Annotated in this window: 15 protein-coding genes and 1 other RNA gene; 12 read left to right on the forward strand and 4 right to left on the reverse strand. The window is 61.5% G+C overall.

Annotated features, from left to right (window positions below):
- The first annotated feature begins 250 nt into the window (after positions 1-250).
- Positions 251-5,371 carry a YadA-like family protein gene (locus D0B32_RS19215; protein WP_117335884.1) on the forward strand — a complete coding sequence of 1,707 codons (5,121 nt, stop codon included), beginning with the start codon at positions 251-253 and terminating at the stop codon, positions 5,369-5,371.
- A gap of 227 nt (positions 5,372-5,598) precedes the next feature.
- Here the strand turns inward: D0B32_RS19215 and D0B32_RS19220 are convergent, their stop codons facing one another.
- Positions 5,599-6,435 (reverse strand): MurR/RpiR family transcriptional regulator, encoded by an 837-nt coding sequence (locus tag D0B32_RS19220; protein ID WP_117335885.1) that lies wholly within the window; start codon positions 6,433-6,435, stop codon positions 5,599-5,601.
- A gap of 293 nt (positions 6,436-6,728) precedes the next feature.
- Between D0B32_RS19220 and edd the strand changes: the two genes are divergently transcribed.
- The 4 genes from edd to D0B32_RS19240 all read left to right on the forward strand — a co-directional run bounded on the left by edd (position 6,729) and on the right by D0B32_RS19240 (position 11,496).
- Positions 6,729-8,615, forward strand: coding sequence for a phosphogluconate dehydratase (edd, locus tag D0B32_RS19225; RefSeq protein ID WP_117335886.1), 1,887 nt, complete (start codon positions 6,729-6,731; stop codon positions 8,613-8,615).
- A gap of 2 nt (positions 8,616-8,617) precedes the next feature.
- Positions 8,618-9,259: a bifunctional 4-hydroxy-2-oxoglutarate aldolase/2-dehydro-3-deoxy-phosphogluconate aldolase gene (gene eda / locus D0B32_RS19230; protein ID WP_117335887.1), complete on the forward strand. Its 642-nt coding sequence runs from the start codon at positions 8,618-8,620 to the stop codon at positions 9,257-9,259.
- A gap of 341 nt (positions 9,260-9,600) precedes the next feature.
- Entirely contained in the window at positions 9,601-10,992 is a 1,392-nt protein-coding gene (locus D0B32_RS19235; RefSeq protein WP_117335888.1) for a GntP family permease, read from the forward strand.
- A 9-nt stretch (positions 10,993-11,001) separates the two neighbouring features.
- The gene (locus D0B32_RS19240; RefSeq protein WP_117335889.1) at positions 11,002-11,496 is read left to right on the forward strand and encodes a gluconokinase; all 495 of its coding nucleotides are present in this window, start codon (positions 11,002-11,004) and stop codon (positions 11,494-11,496) included.
- A gap of 143 nt (positions 11,497-11,639) precedes the next feature.
- Here D0B32_RS19240 and purB read toward each other — a convergent pair whose 3' ends face one another.
- Positions 11,640-13,028 carry an adenylosuccinate lyase gene (gene purB, locus D0B32_RS19245; protein WP_117335890.1) on the reverse strand — a complete coding sequence of 463 codons (1,389 nt, stop codon included), beginning with the start codon at positions 13,026-13,028 and terminating at the stop codon, positions 11,640-11,642.
- Between the two features lie 201 nt (positions 13,029-13,229).
- On the opposite strand from purB, the gene D0B32_RS19250 reads away from it, so the two are divergent.
- The 4 genes from D0B32_RS19250 (at position 13,230) to D0B32_RS19265 (ending at position 17,720) form a co-directional block, all read left to right on the forward strand.
- A complete protein-coding gene (locus D0B32_RS19250; RefSeq protein WP_117335891.1) occupies positions 13,230-14,186 on the forward strand; it encodes a LysR substrate-binding domain-containing protein in 957 nt (318 codons plus the stop codon).
- A 168-nt stretch (positions 14,187-14,354) separates the two neighbouring features.
- Complete coding sequence (locus tag D0B32_RS19255; protein ID WP_117335892.1) at positions 14,355-15,659, forward strand: Glu/Leu/Phe/Val dehydrogenase; 1,305 nt, start codon at positions 14,355-14,357, stop codon at positions 15,657-15,659.
- A gap of 246 nt (positions 15,660-15,905) precedes the next feature.
- Entirely contained in the window at positions 15,906-16,799 is an 894-nt protein-coding gene (locus tag D0B32_RS19260) for a glutamate/aspartate ABC transporter substrate-binding protein (RefSeq protein ID WP_117335893.1), read from the forward strand.
- 195 nt (positions 16,800-16,994) lie between these two features.
- Positions 16,995-17,720: an amino acid ABC transporter ATP-binding protein gene (locus tag D0B32_RS19265; RefSeq protein ID WP_117335894.1), complete on the forward strand. Its 726-nt coding sequence runs from the start codon at positions 16,995-16,997 to the stop codon at positions 17,718-17,720.
- Between the two features lie 140 nt (positions 17,721-17,860).
- On the opposite strand, the gene D0B32_RS19270 is transcribed toward D0B32_RS19265, so the two are convergent.
- A complete protein-coding gene (locus D0B32_RS19270; RefSeq protein ID WP_117335895.1) occupies positions 17,861-18,805 on the reverse strand; it encodes a class II glutamine amidotransferase in 945 nt (314 codons plus the stop codon).
- Between the two features lie 207 nt (positions 18,806-19,012).
- Here D0B32_RS19270 and pyrC point away from each other — a divergent pair, with 207 nt between their 5' ends.
- The 3 genes from pyrC (at position 19,013) to rnpB (ending at position 21,535) form a co-directional block, all read left to right on the forward strand.
- Positions 19,013-20,074, forward strand: a complete 1,062-nt coding sequence (gene pyrC, locus D0B32_RS19275) for a dihydroorotase (protein WP_117335896.1) — start codon at positions 19,013-19,015, stop codon at positions 20,072-20,074.
- 88 nt (positions 20,075-20,162) lie between these two features.
- Positions 20,163-21,005 carry a DUF3025 domain-containing protein gene (locus tag D0B32_RS19280; RefSeq protein ID WP_117336296.1) on the forward strand — a complete coding sequence of 281 codons (843 nt, stop codon included), beginning with the start codon at positions 20,163-20,165 and terminating at the stop codon, positions 21,003-21,005.
- A 117-nt stretch (positions 21,006-21,122) separates the two neighbouring features.
- Positions 21,123-21,535, forward strand: an RNA gene (gene rnpB / locus D0B32_RS19285) — RNase P RNA component class A.
- A 103-nt stretch (positions 21,536-21,638) separates the two neighbouring features.
- Here the strand turns inward: rnpB and D0B32_RS19290 are convergent.
- The gene (locus D0B32_RS19290; RefSeq protein ID WP_117335897.1) at positions 21,639-22,061 is read right to left on the reverse strand and encodes an OsmC family protein; all 423 of its coding nucleotides are present in this window, start codon (positions 22,059-22,061) and stop codon (positions 21,639-21,641) included.
- Between the last annotated feature and the right edge of the window lie 627 nt (positions 22,062-22,688).

A 22,688-nucleotide genomic window follows, 5' to 3' on the forward strand; every position in this document is an offset into this window, starting at 1 on the left:
GCTGCAGGTCGTTTTATTTCGTTTTGATCGTAGGGAAACTCTGGTCTGATACCAATTTAAGAACCGTCTTATTAATCCAGGAATTGATAAATTTTATATTGGCTCCATCCCGGAAGGATTAAAGGGATGGCCTGAAATACGCTAACTGGTCGATCCTGATTTCAATCCTTCTGTCACCGCTGACGCGTAAAGGCGCCTCGATAAAGCGCCACGCACAGAACCGTTATCCCATCTCCAGAAGGATGAAATCATGAACAAGTCGTATAAAACTGTTTGGAACGAAACCACGGGCACGTACGTGGCCGCTTCGGAAACGGCGAAGAGCCGCGGAAAGGCAGGCAAGAGCCAGAAGGCGCTCGCAGCGGCGTTGATGGCACTGGGCATCGGAGCTTCCGTAGATGCCAAGGCCACCACGGCCGGTAACGGCTACCAGGCTGGGGGCTGTACGGTCACCGACACAACTCCGACGGATCCGAGCAACAGTATTGCAATTGACGGCGCGAGCTCGAAGTACTGTGCAAGTGCTACTGGGAACAGTTCGATCGCGATCGGAGCCGCCACCACAGCGGGGGGCGTGGGTACTGGCTCATCCCTGGGCGGATTGACTGACACGACCATTGCTGCCGGCAATCCAACCGGGTACAACCAGGTGGCCTTGGGGGTTGGCGCCAGTGCCAGCGCGACGGCGGCGCTGGCCATTGGCGACCGCTCGCTGACGAGCGGAATTTCTGCGGTCGCAATTGGCCACAACGCCACCGCATCCGGTAACTCTTCGCTTGCAATGGCGGAAACTTCCTCGGCAACGGGGGTAGGTTCGGTTGCGCTGGGTGCACTTGCCACCGCTAGCAGCGCGGGCGCCGTCGCGCTCGGCTCGAATTCAGTAGCCAATCGTGCCAACACGGTTTCCGTGGGTAGCAGCTCCCAACAACGCCAGCTCGTGAACGTAGCCGCTGGACAGCAGAAAACCGATGCAGTCAATTTGGGTCAGTTGCAGGCTGCAGGCCTGACAACCGATTCGAGCGGCAATGCGACCAACTCGTTTGTTGCCTACGACGACTCGACGCTCGGCAAGGTCACCCTGAAGGGTGCAAGCGGCACGACGCTTACAGATCTCGCAGCAGGCGCAGTGTCTTCGTCAAGCACGGACGCCATCAACGGTTCGCAACTGTATGCAAATGCCGCAAGCGCGGCGTCTGCCTTGGGCGGCGGTTCCAGCGTGACGGCAAGTGGCACGATTTCCGCGCCGTCGTATGTCGTAGGTGGTACAACCGTGAGCAACGTGGGTGCGGCGCTCACGAACCTTGATGGGCGTGTGACGACGAACGCATCCAGCATCAGCAACTTGCAGACTACGGTAACAAACATAAGCAACGGCACTGGAGTGGCCAATTCGGCCTATGTCAAAGTAAATGGCGGCGCGGGCGACGGAAGTGACAGCGCATCCACGACAAGTGGCGGTGGGATTGCTATCGGCGTTAACGCGCACGCTGATACGGGAAACTACACGGGCAGCATTGCAATTGGTAGCGGCGCGACGGCAGCCAGCAATGGTTTCTACGGACCGACAGCGTTGGGCTCGGGTGCCTATGCGACAGGTAGCAGCACCGCGGTTGGTTACACTGCGACCGCCAACGGCTCGTATTCAGTCGCGGTAGGTCGAGGAGCATCGGGAAATGCGAACAGTTCGGTCGCGGTAGGTGGCAGCTCTACCGCGAGCGGCGGTGGTGCTGTGGCGCTAGGCCAAGCCGCTTCCGCTTCCGCGGGCATTGCATTGGGCCAATCTTCCGTGTCCAGCGCCAGTAACACAGTTTCTGTCGGCAATAGCACCTTGCAACGTCAGATTGTCAATGTCGCGGCCGGGCAGCAATCGACCGATGCGGTGAACTATGGTCAATTGAAATCGGCCGGTCTGAAAGTCGATTCGAGCGGCAATGCAACGAACTCGTTTGTTGCCTACAACGACACGACGCTGGGCAAGGTCACGCTGGGTGGCGCATCAGGCACCACGCTGACGAATGTGGCAGCGGGCACGCTTTCGGCGTCAAGCACAGACGCGGTCAACGGCAGCCAGTTGTACACGACGAACCAGAGCGTCACGCAGAACACAAGCGACATCGCGACGCTGAATACCCAGGTCGGTGCGATTAACGGCGAGATGACGGATGCCGTGAAATACGATTCGTCGGCGCATGACACCATCACGCTGGCCGGCACGTCGGGCACGAAGCTGACGAATCTGACCGCCGGCAGCTTGTCGGCCTCGAGCACGGACGCAGTGAACGGCTCGCAGTTGTATGCCACGAACTCGAACGTCACGAACTTGCAGAGCACGGTGAACAACATCAGCAATGGTGTTGGCATCAAGTACGTCCACGTACAGGCCATCAGCGGCACGAATACGGATTCAGTTACAACAGCGCCTGGAGATGTCGCAATTGGCGGGCGTGCTACCGCTGTGGGTGGTAGCGGGGCTGCGGCGACCGCCGTTGGCACCGATGCGGCGGCAACTGCGATTCAAACCGTGGCTCTCGGTACGAGCGCAACTGCAAGCGCAAACGGCGATACGGCGCTTGGCGCAAATGCCCAGGCTGTCGGCTCGGGAAGTGGTGGCTCTGCAACGGCAGTTGGTTATAACGCCATTGCCAATGGCAAACTGGCCATTGCGTTTGGTTACAGGGCAAGTGCGTCGGCAACCAACGCGGTCGCTCTAGGGGCAAACTCCGTCGCTGACGTTGCCAATACCGTGTCGGTGGGCTCGTCAAGCCTTCAGCGCAAGGTCGTGAACATGGCAGCGGGCGCAGTGTCGGCATCGAGCACGGATGCGGTGAATGGCTCGCAGTTGTACGCGACGAACCAGAACGTGACCCAGAACGCCGGCAACATCACGAATCTCGACTCGCGCGTCACGAATGTGGAAGGTTCAGTGACCAGCCTGACGAACCAGATCAATAGCGGCGGCCTGGGTCTGGTGCAACAGGACACGACGACAGGTGCTGTGGCGGTTGCCGGCAGCACGGGCGGCACGAGCGTCGATTTCACTGGCACTGCGGGCGCACGTGAACTGCTTGGCGTTGCAGCCGGCACGACCGACACGTCGGCGGTCAACCTTGGCCAGCTGAAGTCGCTGGGTCTGAGCACCGACGCTTCGGGCAATGTCACGAATGCGTTCGTCGCCTATGACGACGCGTCGAAGGCCAAGGCCACGTTCGGTGGTGCGAGTGGCACGACGCTCAGCAATGTAGCGGCAGGTGCAGTGTCGGCATCGAGCATGGACGCGGTGAACGGCTCGCAGCTCTACACGACGAACCAGAACGTTGCCCAGAACACGAGCGACATCGCGCAAAACACCAGCGACATCGCTCAAAACACGAGTGACATCGCGCAGAACACTAGCAACATCACGAATCTCGACTCGCGCGTGACGAACGTGGAAGGATCGGTGACCAGCCTGACGGACCAGATCAACAGCGGTGCGGTCGGTCTGGTGCAACAGGATGCGACGACAGGTGCCGTGACGGTTGCCAGCAGCACGGGCGGCACGAGCGTCGATTTCACTGGCACTGCGGGCGCACGTGAACTGCTCGGCGTTGCAGCCGGCACGACCGACACGTCGGCGGTCAACCTTGGCCAGCTGAAATCGCTCGGCCTGAACACCGACGCTTCGGGCAATGTTACGAATGCATTCGTTGCCTATGACGATGCGTCGAAGGCCAAGGCAACGTTCGGTGGTGCGAGTGGCACGACGCTCAGCAATGTAGCAGCAGGTGCAGTGTCGGCATCGAGCATGGACGCGGTGAACGGCTCGCAGCTCTACACGACGAACCAGAACGTCGCCCAGAACACGAGCGACATCGCTCAAAACACCAGCAATATCGCGCAGAACACCACCAACATCACGAACCTCGACTCGCGCGTGACGAACGTGGAAGGTTCGGTGAGCAGCCTGACGGACCAGATCAACAGCGGTACGGTCGGTCTGGTGCAGCAGGACGCCACAACGGGTGCCGTGACGGTCGCCAGCAGCACGGGTGGCACGAGCGTCGATTTCACGGGCACCGCGGGCGCACGTGAACTGCTTGGCGTCGCCGCCGGTACGACCAACTCGTCGGCCGTCAACCTCGGTCAGTTGAACCCGGTCGTCGCGTCGCTCGGTGGTGGTGCGCAGGTCAACGCGGACGGTTCAGTCACCGGCCCGACGTATCACATGCAGGGCGGCACGCAGACCACGGTCGGCGGCGCGCTGGATACGCTGGACACGAATCTGTCTTCGCTGGAAACGCAGATCAACAACGGCAGCATCGGGATCGTCACGCAGGACTCAACCTCGCGCGACATCAATGTTGGTTCGACCACCGACGGCCTGCGCGTCAACGTTGCCGGCACGGCGGGCAACCGCGTGGTGACGGGCGTCGCAGCAGGGGCGGTAGGTGCGTCGAGTGTCGAAGCAATCAACGGCAGCCAGTTGTATGCGAATGCCTCCAGCACGGCGGCGGCATTGGGCGGCGGTTCGACGGTCAACAGCGATGGCACGGTCTCGGCACCAAGCTACAACGTTGGCGGTACGGTGGTGAACAACGTCGGTGCTGCAGTCAGCAATCTGGATGGTCGCGTGACGCAAAACACCTCGGATATCGCCAGCTTGCAGAGCACGGTCGGCACGATGAGCGGTTCGGTGGCCAATGCGGTGTCGTACGATTCGTCCGCACATAACCAGGTGACATTGGGTGGCTCAACCGATGCTCCGGCAGTCAAGCTGACCAACCTGCAGCAGGGCGAAATTTCGGAGACAAGCACTGATGCGGTGACCGGCTCACAGTTGTGGGATACCAATCAGCAACTGTCGAATCTGACACAGGCCGTGCAGAACGAGCAGCAAAGCGGCAGCGCCACGATCTCGTCCAACACGGGCAATCAGCCGGCGGCGTCGGCTTCGGGCAACAACGCGATCGCAATCGGCGGCGGCGCGCAAGCCAGCGGTGACAACTCGGTCGCGCTCGGTGCGGGTTCGGTGGCTGATCAGGCGAACACGGTCTCCGTGGGCTCGCAAGGCAACGAGCGTCGCATCACGAACGTCGCCGATGGCCAGGCGCCGACGGATGCCGTGAACATGCGTCAGTTCCAGGCCGGCGTCAACGATGTCGCGCGTTCTGCCTACAGCGGTGTGGCCGCGGCCACGGCACTGTCGATGATTCCGGAAGTCGATGCTGGCAAGACGCTTGCAATTGGCGTCGGTGGTGGTACCTACAAGGGTTATCAGGCGGCGGCAGTGGGCGCTTCGGCTCGCATCACGCAAAACCTGAAGGTCAAGATCGGTGCTGGCGTGAGCGGTAGCGAAACCACCGTGGGCGCGGGTGCGTCGTATCAGTGGTAAGCCACTCGTGACCTTGGCGAAGGCGCCGCAGTCAGGCGCTTTCGTCAACGGACCTGAATCCATAGTGAGTAAAACGAAGTAAGTAGTAGCAGCACGAAAATGGGCTCCCGATGAAAATCGGGAGCCCATTTTTTTTGAGGCGGGACAGAAACGCGCTAGTGCATGAGGCTCAATGGAGGCCGTGGCAAGACACCAAAGTCGGACCTATCCTTGCCATTCGCTAACCGTTAATCAATCCGCCGCCGATTAATCACCTCTTTCGTCTGCGCCAGTTTCTCCACCAGTTCCGGTCCCCGGCTGAGCGCGACCCCTACGGCCAGAATATCGCCAATGGCCAGATGCGACACCCGTGAGGTCATCGGAGAAAAAATGTCGGTGTCCTCATCGACGTTGGCAAACAGCCCCACCGTCGCAAGCCGCGCCAGCGGCGAATTCCCATGCGTGATCGCAATCACCTTCGCGCCGGCGGCAAGCGCGGACTTCGCGGCGTCGACGATGTCGCGCGTGCGGCCCGTGTTGGAGATCGCCACGACCACATCGCCTTCGCCCAGCAGCGGCGCCGACATCAAGAACGTATGTGGATCGGAATACGCCACGCTCGGCATGCCGAGTCGAAAGAATTTGTGCTGCACATCGAGCGCCGCCACACCTGAACCGCCCGCGCCGTAAAACTCGATGCGCCGCGCCTCGGCCAGCAGCTTGATGGCAGCCGCGACGCTATCCGACGACAGATTGTTGCGCACCTGGATCAGTGCGCCAATGGTCCGGTCGAGCACCTTGGCGGCGACGCCGGGCGTCGGTTCGTCGGGGCGCACGTCGCGGTAGACGGCCGGCACTTCCGCCGCGATGCCCTGCGCGAGCCGGATCTTGAACTCGCGAAAGCCCGAAAAGCCGAGCGCATGACAAAAGCGCGCAATGGTCGGCTGGCTCACGCCGGCACGGGCGGCCACTTCGGTCATCGAAAGGTCGAGCACCTCGCGCGGCGCCTCGATCACGTAGTCGGCCAGCTTGCGCTCGGAGGGGCGCAACTGCTCGCGCATCTCCGCCACCTGAGACAGCATCATTGGAAAACTCGCACTATGCTGAAGAATGCGTGGACTATAGCTGATTGCTTAAGTATGTACAAAAACTACATTTAGTGAGTAGGTGTATTCCCTAAGTTGCTTTGGCGTTTTCCTCAATCAGCCGTGTGACAAGGCGCGGAGTGAGATTTTAGACCGCGGTCATGCTTCCCTGCCTTTTATTGCGGTTATGTAGTTTTTCTACTAAACTTTCGACGTCGGCCTAGTCCGGCATTCCCGCGATCCCACCTGGCCCTGCGCGCACGTCCGCCTCAGCCAGCGACGAAGGAGCTTCGATGGTTTCCCCGCATTCGCAATTGCTCAAGGTCACGCAACGCGTGATCGAACGCAGCAAGCCCACCCGGGCCGCCTACCTGGCCCGTATCGACAAGGCCCAAGGCAAATTCCCCGTGCGCGGCGCGCTGTCCTGCGCCAATCTCGCACACGGTTTCGCCGGCCTCGAAGGCAACGACAAGCTCGTGATCAAGCAGATCCGCGAGCCGAACATCGGCATCGTGTCCTCGTACAACGAGATGTTGTCCGCGCACGCGCCGTTCAAGAATTACCCCGACATCATCAAGCAGGCCGCGCGTGAAAACGGCGGCGTCGCGCAATTTGCGGGCGGCGTGCCGGCCATGTGCGACGGTGTCACGCAGGGCAATGCGGGCATGGAACTGTCGCTGTTCTCGCGCGAAGTGATTGCGATGAGCACGGCGGTCGCGCTCACCCACAACATGTTCGACGCGGCGCTGTGCCTCGGCATCTGCGACAAGATCGTGCCGGGTCTGCTGATCGGCGCGCTGCAGTTCGGCCACATTCCCACCATCTTCGTGCCGGCCGGCCCGATGACGAGCGGTCTGGGCAACGACGACAAGGCGAAGGTCCGTCAGCAGTTCGCGACCGGTCATTGCGACCGCGGCGCACTGCTCGAAGCCGAAGCGGCCGCGTATCACAGCCACGGCACCTGCACCTTCTACGGCACCGCCAACAGCAACCAGATGCTGATGGAAGTGATGGGGCTGCATCTGCCGGGCTCGGCGTTCGTGCATCCGCACACGCCACTGCGCGATGCGCTGACCGCGCAAGCCGCGCGTCGCGTGCTCGACCTCACGGTGGATCGCGGCAACTACATGCCGATCGGTCACGTGGTCGACGAGAAGGCCATCGTCAACGGCATCGTGGCATTGCTGGCCACCGGCGGCTCGACCAATCACACGCTGCACCTCGTGGCGATCGCTCGTGCTGCGGGCATCGTGATCGACTGGGACGACTTCGATCAGCTGTCGCAAAGCGTGCCGCTGCTCGCCAAGATTTACCCGAACGGCAAGGCCGACGTGAACCACTTCCACGCGGCAGGCGGCGTGGCATTCCTCGTGCGTAACCTGCTGGAAGGCGGCTTGCTGCACGAAGACGTCAACACCGTAGCGGGCAAGGGCCTGAAGCACTACACCGAAGAGCCGAAGCTGCTGGACGGCAAGCTCACCTGGGTGCCGGGCGTCACGCAAAGTCAGGAAACGGACGTGCTGCGCGGCATCGCGGAGCCGTTCCAGAAGGACGGTGGCCTGCGTCTGATGCAGGGCAAACTGGGGCGTGGCGTCATCAAGATTTCGGCGGTTGCGGCGCAGCATCGCAAGGTTAAGGCGCCCGCCATTGTGTTCGATTCGCAGGAAGCGGTGCAGGAAGCCTTCGACAAGGGCGAACTCAAGCGCGATTTCGTCGCGGTGGTGCGATTCCAGGGCGCGCGCGCAAACGGCATGCCCGAGTTGCACCGTTTGACGCCGCTGCTCGGCGTGTTGCAGGATCAAGGTTTCCACGTTGCGCTCGTCACGGACGGCCGCATGTCCGGTGCGTCGGGCAAGGTGCCGGCGGTGATCCATCTGTCGCCGGAAGCGCTGCTGCATGGCCCGGTGGGCAAGGTGTTGACGGGCGACATGATCGTCATCGACGCTGAAGCCGGCGTGCTCGACATTGAAGTCGACGCCGCCGAATGGGCAGCGCGTCCGCAGGCGGTGCCGCTGCATCAGGCGGAAAACGAAGTCGGTTTCGGCCGCGAACTGTTCGGCGTGTTCCGTTCAGCCGCGGCGCCTGCGGAACTGGGTGCGTCGGTGTTCGGTCCGATGGTGGGCGAGACGATGGAAAGTGACATTCACGCAAGCCAAGCGCTGCAGAAACAAGGAGTCTGACTATGACGACGAAAAAAGTAAGCGACATCGTGCGCCTCGGCCCGGTGATCCCCGTGCTGGCATTCGAATCAGCCGAACAGGGTGAAAACGTGTCGCGTGCGCTGCATGCCGGTGGCGTGAAGGTGCTGGAAATCACCTTGCGCACGGAAGCGGGTCTGAAAGCCATCGAGCGCGCGAGTCAACTGGCGGAAGACATCGTCGTCGGCGTGGGCACGATCACGAAGCCCGAGCACTGCGCGCAGGCGAAGAAGGCCGGCGCACAGTTCGGCGTCTCGCCCGGTCTCACGAAAGACATGCACAAGGCCGCACAGGATGCGGGCTTGCCGCTGCTGCCAGGCGTGATGACGCCGAGCGATATCATCGTGGCACTCGAACTGGGCTACGAGATCGTCAAGTTCTTCCCGGCGCAGCAAGCGGGCGGCGTGCCCATGCTGCAGGCCTTCCACGGTCCGTTCCCGACGCTGAAGTTCTGCCCGACCGGCGGCATCAGCGCAGAAACCGCCCCCAATTTCCTCGCATTGCCGAACGTGGTCTGCGTGGGCGGTTCGTGGCTCACGCCGAAGGCAGCGCTCGCCGCGCAGAACTGGGACGAGGTGACGCGTCTCGCGCGCGCTGCCAGCCAGCTCGCCGCACCGGCGCACTGAATCGCGCGAGGTTGTCGGGTGGCATGAGGCGTGTGCAACGCGTCAAGCGGGCCTCATGCACAAAGGGCTGGTGTTGAGCGCCAGCACCATGAATGATTTGCAGGCACGCCAAAGGAGCCTTTGCCGTCGCAGCCACTGAAGCTGGACAGGCAAGGCTCCTTTTTCATTTGGGCTGCCGGTTTGGCGCGCCTTATCGTCAAACAAACAGTAAAATTCAACGTCCAGACGGGTCTTCGGTTTCAAGCCTTACCGACCCTCCGCAGGATGGAGAGACAGGACGCACGACGTGCTCCTTGCAGCGCGCTTGCATCCAGAACCAACAACACAAAAGGAGGAGCTCCATGGGAGCTAACCAGGGCAGCTTGCTGCTGGTGTACGCGGTAGTGGCCATTGCCGCGCTGATTCTGTTGATCACGCGCTACAAGGTCTACCCGTTCCTCGTCCTGATCATCGTGTCGCTGCTGCTCGGCCTCGTGGCGGGCATGCCGATGGGCACCATCGTCAAATCATTCGAAACCGGCAATGGCAACACGCTCGGCCACATTGCGATCGTCGTGGGCCTCGGTACGATGCTGGGCAAGATGATGGCGGAGTCGGGCGGTGCCGAACGTATCGCCACCACGCTGATCGACAAGTTCGGCGAAAAGCACATCCACTGGGCGATGATGGTGGTGGCTATCATCGTCGGTCTGCCAGTGTTCTTCGAAGTGGGTTTCGTGCTGCTGATTCCGATTGCGTTCAACGTTGCGAAGCGCACCGGCAAATCGCTGCTGCTGGTTGGCTTGCCGATGATCGCGGGCCTGTCCGTCGTGCACGGATTGATTCCTCCGCATCCGGCCGCGATGCTCGCGGTGCAGGCGTATCACGCTGACATTGGCAGGACGATCACGTATGGGCTGATCGTGGGCGTGCCTTGCGCGATCGTGGCAGGGCCGCTGTTTGCGCTGCTGATCAGCCGCTACATCAAGCTCCCTGAGAACAATCCGCTGGCCGCGCAGTTCCTCGGTTCTGCCGTGGACGACAACGCAAAAGAGAAAGACAAGGACAAACCAAAGCCGCGCGATTTGCCGAGCTTCGGTGTGACGCTGTTCACGATCCTGTTGCCGGTGATCCTGATGCTGATCGGCAGTTGGGCGGACCTCGTGTTCGCGCCGAAAACCTTGCCTAACGACCTGCTGCATTTCATCGGCAATTCGGACGTGGCGCTGCTGATCGCGGTGCTGGTCAGCTTCTGGACCTTCGGTGCGAAGCGCGGTTTCAACCGCGAGCAGATCCAGAAGTTTTGCGGTGAATGTCTGGCGCCGATCGCGGGTATCACGCTGATCGTGGGCGCAGGCGGCGGTTTTGGACGCGTGCTGATGGACAGCGGCATCTCCAAGGAAATCGTCAACGCGGCCACGGCGGCGCATCTGTCGCCGCTGCTGTTCGCGTGGTGCGTGGCCGCGTTGATCCGCCTCGCAACCGGTTCGGCCACGGTCGCCATGACGACCGCTTGCGGCATCGTCGCGCCCATCGCGGCGGCGGGCGCGGTGCAGGTGCGCCCTGAACTGCTGGTGCTGGCAACCGGCTCCGGTTCACTGATTTTTTCGCACGTGAACGACGGCGGCTTCTGGCTGATCAAGGAATACTTTGGAATGACGGTAGGGCAGACGTTCAAGACCTGGTCGCTGCTCGAAACGATCATTTCGTTGATGGGTTTGGCTTTGACCTTCGCACTCGCGACGGTCTTGTAAGGAGTATTTATGATTCTGATTGCAATGGGCGTGTCGGGCGCCGGCAAAACACGCATTGGCGAGATGCTGGCGGAGCGTCTGCACTGCACCTTCACCGATGGCGACGCGTTTCACAGCGCAGCCAACAAGGAGAAGATGCACAAGGGCATTCCGCTCACCGACGAAGACCGCTGGCCGTGGCTCAAGACGATCCGCGCGGCGATTGAAGAAAAGCAGCGCGCGGACGAGACGGCGGTGTTCACGTGCTCGTCGCTGAAGCGGTCGTATCGCGACGTGCTGCGCGGCGGCAACGCGGATGTGGTGTTCGTGTATCTGAAGGGCTCGTACGAGGTGCTGCACGAGCGTCTACAGACGCGCACGGGCCATTTCTTCGAACCTTCGCTGTTGCAGAGTCAACTGGATACGCTCGAAGAGCCGGGCCCGGATGAGGCGATCACGGTGAGTATCGAGCTGACGCCTGAAGACATTGTCGAAGAGGTGCTGCGGCAGATGAAGCTGCGCTGAAACCGAGCCTCGAAGCGGCTTGTTCAGCGGACAGCAATAAAAAATGGCGCCCGTCGATTCACGGAGCGCCATTTTTATTTGAGCGATTCGCCCGCTCAGACAATGACAATGTCGGCCAGCGTATGCGCCGACCCTGGCGTCACTTAAGCAATTCGCTTGGCCAGTTCAACCGCCTTGCCGACATACGAAGCCGGCGTCATGGCGAGCAAGCGTTCCTTCGCATCAGCAGGAATGGCCAGGCCGCCGATGAACGTCTGCAGCGCCTCGCGCGTGATGCCCTTGCCGCGCGTGAGTTCTTTCAACTGCTCGTACGGATTTTCGATGCCAAAACGGCGCATCACCGTTTGCACCGGTTCCGCGAGTACTTCCCAGCAGTTGTCCAGATCTTCGTTGAGACGTTGCGGGTTCACTTCGAGCTTGTCGAGACCGCGAATCAGCGCGTCGTAAGCCAGCAGCGAGTAACCGAACGCGACGCCGATATTGCGCAGCACGGTCGAGTCGGTCAGATCGCGCTGCCAGCGCGACACCGGCAGCTTGTCGGCGAGATGCCGCAGCGTGGCATTGGCGAGCCCGAGATTGCCTTCCGAGTTTTCGAAGTCGATCGGGTTGACCTTGTGCGGCATCGTCGAAGAACCGATCTCGCCGGCTTTCAGACGTTGCTTGAAGTAACCCAGCGAGATATAGCCCCACACGTCGCGGTCAAGATCGAGCAGGATGATGTTGGCGCGCGACACCGCATCGAACAGTTCGGCCATGTAGTCATGCGGCTCGATCTGGATGGTGTACGGATTGAACTTGAGCTTCAGGCGCTTCTCGACCACTTCACGCGAAAACGCTTCCCAGTCGAACTCGGGATACGCGGACAGATGCGCGTTGAAGTTGCCCACCGCGCCGTTCATCTTGCCGAGCAGTTCGACCTTCTCGATACGTTCGATGGCGCGTGCGAGACGCGCTGCCACGTTGGCGATTTCCTTGCCGAGCGTGGTCGGGCTGGCAGGCTGGCCGTGCGTGCGTGAGAGCATGGGCTGCGCGGCTTGCGCATGCGCGAGCGCCACGAGGCGCGCGTGCACCGAGCGCAGCGCCGGCACGATCACGTGTTCGCGCGCGCCGGCCAGCATCAGACCGTGCGAGGTGTTGTTGATGTCTTCCGAGGTGCAGGCAAAGTGGATGAACTCGCTTGCCCGTTCCAGTTCCGGTTGACCCTTCACCGATTCCTTCAGCCAGTATTCGACCGCCTTCACATCGTGATTCGTGACGCGTTCGATTTCCTTGATGCGCGCGGCGTCGTGCGCGGTGAAGCGCTCGGCCAGTTGCAGCAGGAACTGTTCGGATGCGGCCGAGAAGCGCGGCACTTCGGCGAAGCCTGCTTGCGACAACGCGATCAACCAATGAATTTCGACCGTCACACGATGACGCATGAAAGCGGCTTCCGAGAGCCAGTCGCGCAGGGCTTCGGTTTTCGACGCGTAGCGGCCGTCGAGCGGGGAGAGCGCGGTGAGCGCGAACAGGGTATCGGGACGGGTGTCGGACATGATGGAGGCGTGAGCGCTCGGTGAGCGGATCGGAAACGGAGGGAACCCGGAATTTTACCACCGTAATGAGATAGCTCCGCTCAGGTTCCAGTCCGGTTCCAGTCCTGCTCCAGTCCGGCCCCAGCGAGGCTCAGGCAGCCCCCGCCGGGGCCGCCCCGCTAGAATGCTGACTTCTCCTTTGCCGCAGGTCACAGGGTCCGCATGGAACTGAAATGGCTCGAAGACTTCGTTTCGCTCGCGGAGACGCGCAGCTTTAGCCGATCCGCGGAGCTTCGGCACGTGACGCAGCCCGCTTTTTCACGGCGCATCCAGGCGCTCGAAGGGTGGCTCGGCACGGAATTGATCGACCGTTCGGTTTATCCCACGCGGCTGACGGCGGCGGGGCAGGTGTTCTACGAGCAGGCGCTGGCCATGCTGTCGCAGTTCCACGAAGCGCGCACGCTGCTGCGTGGCCACACCGCCACGCCGGCGGCGACCATTGAATTCGCCGTGCCGCATACGCTGTCGTTGACCTACTTTCCGCGCTGGCTGCAGCGCATCGAGGCGCAGCTCGGTCCTGTGCATACGCGACTGCGCGCGCTGAACGTGCACGACGCGGTGCTGTCACTGGTGGAAGGCGGCTGTGATCTGGTGATGGGCTATCACCATCCGAGCCATCCCGTGGCTCTCGATCCCGCCCGTTACGACATGCTGACACTCGGCAACGAGCCGATCAGCCCGTTCTCGGCACCGGGACGCGCAGGGCGTCCGCGCTACACGCTGCCGGGCAGCGCGGACGAACCCGTGCCTTACCTGTCGTACACGCCGAACGCCTATCTCGGACGTATGACCGAAGTAATCATCGCGAATGCGCCGACCCGTCTGTCGCTCGATCGCGTCTATGAAACCGACATGGCCGAAGGACTCAAGGCGATGGCGCTGGCCGGTCACGGCATCGCATTTCTGCCGCACAGCGCAGTGGAGGACGCGGTGGCCGAGGGCAAACTGATCCGTCTGGATCGCGCTTCGCGTGGCACGCCGGAAGGGCAGTTCACGCTGACCATGGAGATCCGTCTGTATCGCGACAAGCTTGCGGCGCAAGGCGACGATCCGCGCCAGGTGCTGGGTCGCGAACTGTGGGAGGTGGTGACAGGCGAGCTTGCCGACGGCGCGACGTAAGCCGCCTGGAAGCCTGTGATGACAGGCATTGTTACGCGCTCTGCGACACGTTTTTGCAGGAATTGAGCGTTATGCAAGAAAAGCATAACGGGATGATCAAACGGCATTGGATTTCAAAAGGGCGTTTTTCGACAATGGCGTCATTCGATCAAAACGCCTGGAGCGTGCATGTCATCCCAACCGCAGTCCGCATCGTCGTTGCAATCGGTTCCTTCCTACCTCAATAGCGATAACCTCGGCCCTTGGGGCAACTACCTCCGCCAGGTGGATCGCGTGGCGCCGTATCTCGGGCCGCTGTCGCGCTGGCTCGAAACGCTCAAGCGTCCCAAGCGCATTCTCATCGTCGACGTGCCTATCGAACTCGATAACGGCACCGTGGCGCACTTCGAAGGCTACCGCGTGCAGCACAACGTTTCGCGTGGTCCGGGCAAGGGCGGCGTGCGTTATCACCAGGACGTGACGCTCTCCGAAGTGATGGCGCTGTCGGCGTGGATGTCGGTCAAGAACGCGGCCGTGAACGTGCCGTACGGCGGCGCCAAGGGCGGTATCCGCGTCGACCCGCGCACTCTGTCGCGTGGTGAACTCGAGCGCATGACGCGCCGTTACACCAGCGAGATCGGCATCATCATCGGACCGAACACCGACATTCCTGCGCCGGACGTGAATACGAACGAGCAGGTCATGGCATGGATGATGGACACGTACTCCATGAACCAGGGCCAAACGGCCACCGGCGTCGTAACCGGCAAGCCGATCACACTCGGTGGTTCGCTGGGCCGCAAGGAAGCGACCGGGCGCGGTGTGTTCGTGGTGGGCTCGGAAGCGGCACGCCGGATCGGTTTCGACATAGAAGGCGCGCGTATCGCGGTGCAAGGTTTCGGTAATGTGGGCGGCATTGCGGCGCGTCTGTTCCAGGAAGCGGGCGCGAAGGTCGTCGCGGTGCAGGACCACACGGGTACGATCCACAAGTCCACCGGTATCGACGCCGGCGCGTTGCTCAGCTACGTGGCCGAGCATGGCGGCGTGGGCGGCTTCCCCGAGGCCGACGCGATTGCGAACGAAGATTTCTGGAGCGTCGAGTCGGACATCTTGATCCCTGCCGCGCTGGAAAATCAGATCACCGAAAAGAACGCCAACAAGATCAAGACGAAGATCATCGTGGAAGGCGCAAACGGCCCGACCACGACGGCGGCGGACGACATCCTGCACGACAAGGGCATCCTCGTGATTCCTGACGTGGTAGCGAATGCGGGTGGTGTGACCGTGTCGTACTTCGAATGGGTGCAGGACTTCTCCAGCTTCTTCTGGACCGAAGACGAAATCAACCAGCGTCTCGAGCGCGTGATGCGCGAAGCATTTGCCGCCGTGTGGCAAGTGGCGAGCGAACAGAACGTGTCGGTGCGGACGGCTGCGTTTATCGTCGCCTGTAAGCGCATCCTGCAAGCGCGTGAACTGCGTGGCCTGTATCCCTGAGCGCAGCGTTTCAGCCTTGTTTTTCTTATAGTTTTCCCCTGCGTCAACGCGGCTGAAGAGGCCGCGGGTCTCACCTGGCGGGCGGCATCGAAACGATGCCGCCCGTTTTTTTGCAACTGCGCCGGATACGCTCATAAAGCGGGTATCGGCGTCCAGCAGGGTAATCTCTGAACACCTGGAATACAGTAGTGGTTTAAATTGCTCTAAATTGCGAATTGGGCGCGTGTTCTCGCTGAGGAGACCCACATGAAGGTGAGGAAAGCTGCGGTGTCGCTCGCGGCTATCGGGCTGATTTCGGTCGGCGCGCATGCGCAGGAGGCCGGCACGCTGAAAAAGATCAAGGACACTGGCGTGATCTCGCTGGGTTATCGCGAGTCGTCGATCCCGTTTTCCTACTATGACGAACATCAGAACGTAATCGGCTATTCGCAGGCGTTCATGGCCAAGGCCGTGGAGGCCATCAAGCAGAAACTCAATATGCCCAATCTGGGTATCAGGCTCATCCCCGTGACGCCGCAGAACCGCATTCCGCTCGTGCAGAACGGCACGGTGGACCTCGAATGCGGCTCGACCACCAACAATGCCGAGCGCGAGCAGCAGGTGGCGTTTTCCACCAGCATTTTCGTGATCGGCACACGCCTGATGACGAAGAAGGATTCGGGCATCAAGGGCTGGTCCGATCTCAAGGGCAAGACGGTGTCGACCACGGCGGGCACGACCTCGGAGCGTCTGCTGCGCAAGATGAATCAGGACAAGAGCATGGGCATGAACATCGTGAGTGCGAAGGATCACGCTGAGGCCTTCGCGGCGCTCGCCAATGGCCGCGCCTCCGCGTTCATGATGGACGACGCGCTGCTCGCCGGCGAGCGCGCCAAGGCGACCAACCAGAGCGAGTTCGTCATCATCGGTACGCCGCAATCCGAAGAAGCTTACGGTTGCATGATGCGCAAGAACGACCCGGAATTCAAAAAGGTGGTGGACGGCGCCATCACGAAGATGGAACTCTCGGGCGAAGCCGACCGCATTTATCAGACGTGGTTTCAGTCGCCGATTCCGCCCAAGGGCCTCAATCTGAATTTCCCCGAGAGCGACGAGGTCAAGGCGCTGTTCAAGAGCCCGAACGACAAGGCGATTGACTAGCTGATCTTCAAGCCTGTGGACTGGCCGGCACGCTCCGTTTGCCTTGCCGGGGGGGCGACGCCTCACCGGAATATTGACCGCACTGACGGCCCGCACCGACCTTATGGTGAAATGCTACTGTTCGCCCATGCTTATCGTGACGAGGTCCGCGCTACGCGCCTGGCCTTGTCTAAGGTCTAAAGAAAAGGTTGCCAGATGATTTCTCTCAAGAACGTTTCGAAGTGGTACGGCCAGTTCCAGGTGTTGACCGACTGCACGACCGAGGTCAAAAAGGGCGAAGTGGTGGTGGTGTGCGGTCCGTCGGGTTCCGGCAAGTCGACCCTCATCAAGACCGTGAATGGCCTCGAACCGTTCCAGCAAGGTGAGATCACCATCGACGGGCAGTCGGTCGGCGACAAGAAGACCAACCTGTCGAAGCTGCGGGCGAAAGTCGGCATGGTGTTTCAGCACTTCGAACTGTTCCCGCATCTGTCCATCACCGATAACCTGACGCTCGCACAAATCAAGGTGCTCGACCGCTCGAAAGACGAAGCGACGGCCAAGGCGTTGAAGTTGCTGGACCGCGTCGGTCTGCGCGGACAGGCGGACAAGTTTCCTGCGCAACTTTCCGGCGGTCAGCAGCAGCGGGTGGCGATTGCGCGCGCGCTTTCCATGGACCCGATCGCGATGTTATTCGACGAGCCCACGTCGGCGCTCGACCCCGAGATGATCAACGAAGTGCTCGACGTGATGGTCGAACTCGCGCAGGAAGGCATGACCATGATGTGCGTGACGCACGAGATGGGCTTTGCCAGGAAGGTCGCGCACCGCGTGATCTTCATGGACAAGGGCTTGATCGTCGAAGACGACCGCAAGGAGGATTTCTTTGCGAACCCGAAGTCCGACCGGGCCAAGGATTTTCTGGCGAAGATCCTGCATTGAGTGGGGTGACGGGATCGCCGACGCGTGAGGTTGCAGTAGCCCCTCGCTCATGCGATGGTCAGCAAAAAGCCGCTTCTATGAAGCGGCTTTTTTGTTGGGTGCTTGTGAGTGATCGCGGCGCTGTCTAGCTTGCGCACCGTTCAGGATTCAAACGCCGCGGCGTCGTCAGCGGCCTCCACGTCCAGCGTGGTGGCCTCACTCGGCCCCGGATTGCGAATCGCGATCGTCATCGCCGAAGCCGTACTCGCGGAAGCCGACGCATCCGTTGCCGGGTTACGCAACTTCTCGAGCACGATGGGCGGCACCGGAACGTTCACGCGGTTCACTACGTCGCCATGCTGGAACATCAGCAGGTCACCGGGTTCGAAGGCGGTCCACACTTCGTTGTCGGTGAGCGGCTGGGTGGCGATCACGGCAACGCGATCTTCGGGCGTGGTGTATTTGGCGAAATCGATCGACACGTCCGCGTCGACCAGATGCGCCGTCGAGAACGGCCAGCGGCGCACGATGTAATGCAGGTTGGTGGAGCAGTGCGCGAACAAGGCCTGACCGTTCGACATCAGAAAATTGAACACGCCGAACTGCGTGATCTCGCGCGTGAGGACGGCGAGCGCGGCGAACAGTTCATCGAGCGGCGGCTGTGTGCCCGGGAACGTCTTACGCAGACCTTGCAGTAACGCGCAGAACGCCAGCTCGCTGTCCGTGGTGCCGACCGGCTGATACACGCCCGTCAGGAACGGTGAATAGTCCTTCAGATCGCCGTTGTGCGCGAAGATCCAGTGACGTCCCCACAGTTCACGCATGAACGGGTGGCAGTTCTCCAACTGGATTTGCCCCTGCGTGGCCTTGCGGATGTGCGCGATGGTGTTCTTAGACTTGATGGGGTAACGCTTGACCATCTCGGCAATCGGCGAGGTGGCCGACGATTGATGATCGATGAACAGGCGGCACGCCTTGTCTTCGAAGAAGGCGATGCCCCAGCCGTCAGCGTGATGATCGGTGACGCCGCCGCGCGCCGCAAAGCCGGTGAACGAGAACGTGACGTCCGTTGGCGCGGCGCAGTTCATTCCGAGAAGTTGGCACATATTGCTGGGGCAGGGCTGGGCGGACGCCCCGTCTGAGGGCAACCCGTTACAATGACGATTTCCAAGCATATCACCGAGCCAGGCGCGTCAAATACCTAATTTGGCGGGTGTTCAGGCCGCAACGTTGCGGTTTGCCCACGCCCGAGCCGCTTTGCAAAGCGGTGCCAAAGCCGCGTTGTTGACCACTGGGCTCGTCTACTTTTCGCCATGACTGCTGCCACTGCCTCCCTCGATTCCCTGACGCTCGCCCGCCCCGATGACTGGCATCTGCATGTGCGCGACGGCGCGATGCTCGCGGCCGTGCTGCCGCACACCGCGCGCCAGTTCGGCCGCGCGATCATCATGCCCAACCTCAAGCCGCCCGTCACGACGACGGCGATGGCGCAGGCCTACCGCGAGCGCATCATCGCGGCGATTCCCGCCGGGGTGAAGTTCGAGCCGCTGATGACGCTGTATCTGACGGACAACACGCCGCCCGACGAGATCCGTCGCGCGCGCGAAAGCGGCTTCGTGCATGGTGTGAAGTTGTACCCGGCAGGCGCGACCACCAACTCGGACGCGGGCGTGACCGACGTCATGAAGTGTGCGAAGACGCTCGAGGTCATGCAGGAAACCGGCATGCCGCTGCTGGTGCACGGCGAAGTGACGGATGCGTCGATCGATCTGTTCGACCGCGAGAAAGTGTTCATCGACCGCGTGATGACGCCGCTGCGCCGCGACTTCCCGGCGCTAAAGGTGGTGTTCGAGCACATCACGACGAAGGACGCCGTGGACTACATCCGCGAAGCAGGCGCTCCGGCCGAACTGCTCGGCGCGACGATCACCGCGCATCACCTGCTGTACAACCGCAATGCCATCTTCCAGGGCGGCATTCGTCCGCATTACTACTGTCTGCCGGTGCTGAAGCGCGAGACGCATCGCGTGGCGCTGGTTGAGGCGGCAACGTCCGGTAATCCGCGCTTCTTCCTTGGCACCGACAGCGCACCTCACGCGAAGGGCCTCAAGGAAAATGCGTGTGGTTGCGCGGGCTGCTACACGGCGCTGCATGCGTTGGAGCTGTACGCCGAGGCGTTCGATCAGGCGGGCGCACTCGAGCGTCTCGAAGGCTTTGCGAGTTTCTACGGCGCGGACTTTTACGGCCTGCCCCGCAGCAGCGAGCAGGTGACGCTGCGCCGCGAGCAATGGACGCTGCCGGCCGAAGTAGCGGTGGGTGATACGCCGGTCGTGCCGCTGCGCGGCGGTGAGCCGATCGGCTGGCGGCTGGTCTGAGTCTCGCGTGAGTCTGATCGGGGAGCGGGCGGTGTCTCGAGATGCACCGTTGACGGGCGAGGTGATTGGCGAGTCGAATGCTCGTGGCATGGATCCGGACTCCGTCAAACTCAAGCACCCGATACAAGCCGGCTTCGCCGACATCGACTGGTCCATGCCGTGGTTCGCGCCGTTCGCCACTCGTGGTGAACGGTGGCAGCAGGCCGCGCTGGCGAGTGAAGCGTCCTTGCTCGCCACGATGAACGCCGACGCCGCGCAGTCGCAGCAGCACAGCGGCCGCGGCCAGCGTCTCGCCTTCATTGCGCAGGACGCATTGCCGCCAGGCGCCGCGTACGAGGCGCATATCGCGGCGACCGGCTGCGTGCCAACCCGCCATAACCTGCACGACTTCTTCAATGCTTCAATGTGGTTCGCGTTCCCACGGATCAAGGCGGCGTTGAATGCGCGACAGGCAGAAGCCATCGACGCGCTCGGCGTCGGTCCGACCCGCGGCGGCGTGCGTGATGCACTGACCTTGTTCGATGAGAACGCGTTGCTGTTCGCCTGCGCGGACGCTGCGCTGGAGACCGCGTTGCGCAGCTTCGACTGGCGGACTTTGCTGGTCGAGCAGCGCGCGGCCTGGGGTGTGACGTGCGAGGTGCGCTGTTTTGGTCACGCGTTGCTGGAGAAACTGATCTCGCCATATAAGGCCTGCACCGGGCATGCGTGGATCGTAGCGGTGCCTCCGGCGTACTTCTCGTGGCCGCTTGACCGTCGCAATGCGTGGATCGACGAGTCTGTCAGCGCTACGCTCCTGAGCGACGTGCAACTGACGAGCCGTCTGTTTGCACCTTTACCCGTGCTGGGCATTCCTGGTTGGTGGCCGGCCAACGAAGCCCCGTCTTTCTATGACGATGCCACGGTGTTTCGTGCCGGGCGGCGGGTGCGTTGAGCTTCGTGGCGGTTGCTTCCGTTTGATGGCCAAGCCGGTGTCTTTTCCGCCTCGTCTTGTCCCGTTTCCTTCGTGCGGCGGTCTGCATGGCCCGCGAGTGTTAAAATCGCGGCCAGCAAAGCAGGCCAGGCAGTCGCGGCCTCTGCGGCTTCGGTCAAAAGAGGGCGAGGAAAGTCCGGACTCCATAGGGCAGGGTGATGGCTAACGGCCATCCGTGGCAACACGCGGAACAGGGCAACAGAAAGCAAACCGCCGATGGCCCGGCGCAAGTCGGGATCAGGTAAGGGTGAAACGGTGCGGTAAGAGCGCACCGCGGCTGCTGCGAGGCAGACCGGCACGGTAACCTCCACCCGGAGCAATTCCAAGTAGGCAGGCTAGCATCTTCGAGATGCAGGACGGGGCCCCCGTCACGTCTGCGGGTAGGAAGCTTGAGCGCGTCAGTAATGGCGCGCCTAGAGGAATGACTGCCACGCGCGCGGTGCTTCGGCGCAGCGCGTGCACAGAATCCGGCTTATCGGCCTGCTTTGCCGCTGAATAGAAAAATGCCGGCGTCCGGAAGGACGTCGGCATTTCTTTTTTGTGCGCGCTACGCTCGTGGCGGCGCTGGGCGCCGCTTGCGGGGCTTAGCCAACGTCAGGCGGCGACGATGTCGAACGAGTGGGTCAGTTCAGCCGTCTTGGCCAGCATGATCGACGCCGAGCAGTACTTGTCGTGCGACAGATTGATGGCCCGCTCCACGGTAGCCGGGTTCAGATTCTTGCCGGTCACGGTGAAGTGGAAGTGGATCTTCGTGAACACCTTCGGATCTTCGCTCGCCCGCTCCGCCTTGAGCGCAACCGTACACCCCACGATTTCCTGACGGCTCTTCTTCAGGATCATCACCACGTCGTACGCCGTGCATCCGCCGGTGCCGAGGAGAACCATTTCCATCGGTCGCGGAGCGAGATTGCGGCCGCCGCCTTCGGGCGCGCCATCCATGTTGACGAGGTGACCGCTGCCTGTCTCGGCGGCGAACGCCATGCCGTCTTGCCCCATCCAGCTTACTTTGCATTCCATACCGGTACCTGCTTGCTTGTATGCGAGGCAGTCATTGTAGCCCGCTGTTTACACGTTCGCCCGAGGGTACTTCAGCGTGAAGATATGCTGGATCGGCGCTTGCATGTTGCGTTGCGGCATGTTTGCGGCGGTTCGGGAATGCCCTGAAGGCGTTAGGGGTTTTACTCTAGTCTGGACGGTGAAATCGAGCGTTTGAGCGGGCCTATCTCGTTGATTAAAAACGAATTGATGGCCTGGTTTGATGCATTTCGTGATTTTTGCATTATGAAATCGCGTTTCGCAATATAAATAATCTTGCGTCGCACAAGGTCGCCTCATATAATCACTTCCATTGGTTGTCGCAGTTCGGCAACCTCCGCATGTCTCCTCCACCCTCCTCCTTTGGTGGATTAAGCCCGAACCGCTCGTTCGGGCTTTTTTTCGTCCAACGTATGCTGTCCGCGTGCCCGGCTTTTCCTGCCTTGCCGCGCGCTGCCATGGTCAATCCCCGCAAGTTTTGACGCGGTCGTGGAATTTCCTTTATAATTCAGAGCTTTTCCGCATTCGTGCCCGCGGAAGAAGAACAGGGAGAGCCTGCACGCGCCTCGATGCGCACACTACAAGCAGGAAAAAAACATAGGGCGCAGC

Origin of the sequence: Paraburkholderia sp. DHOC27 (genome assembly GCF_003429005.1) — a bacterium.
Taxonomy (GTDB): domain Bacteria; phylum Pseudomonadota; class Gammaproteobacteria; order Burkholderiales; family Burkholderiaceae; genus Paraburkholderia.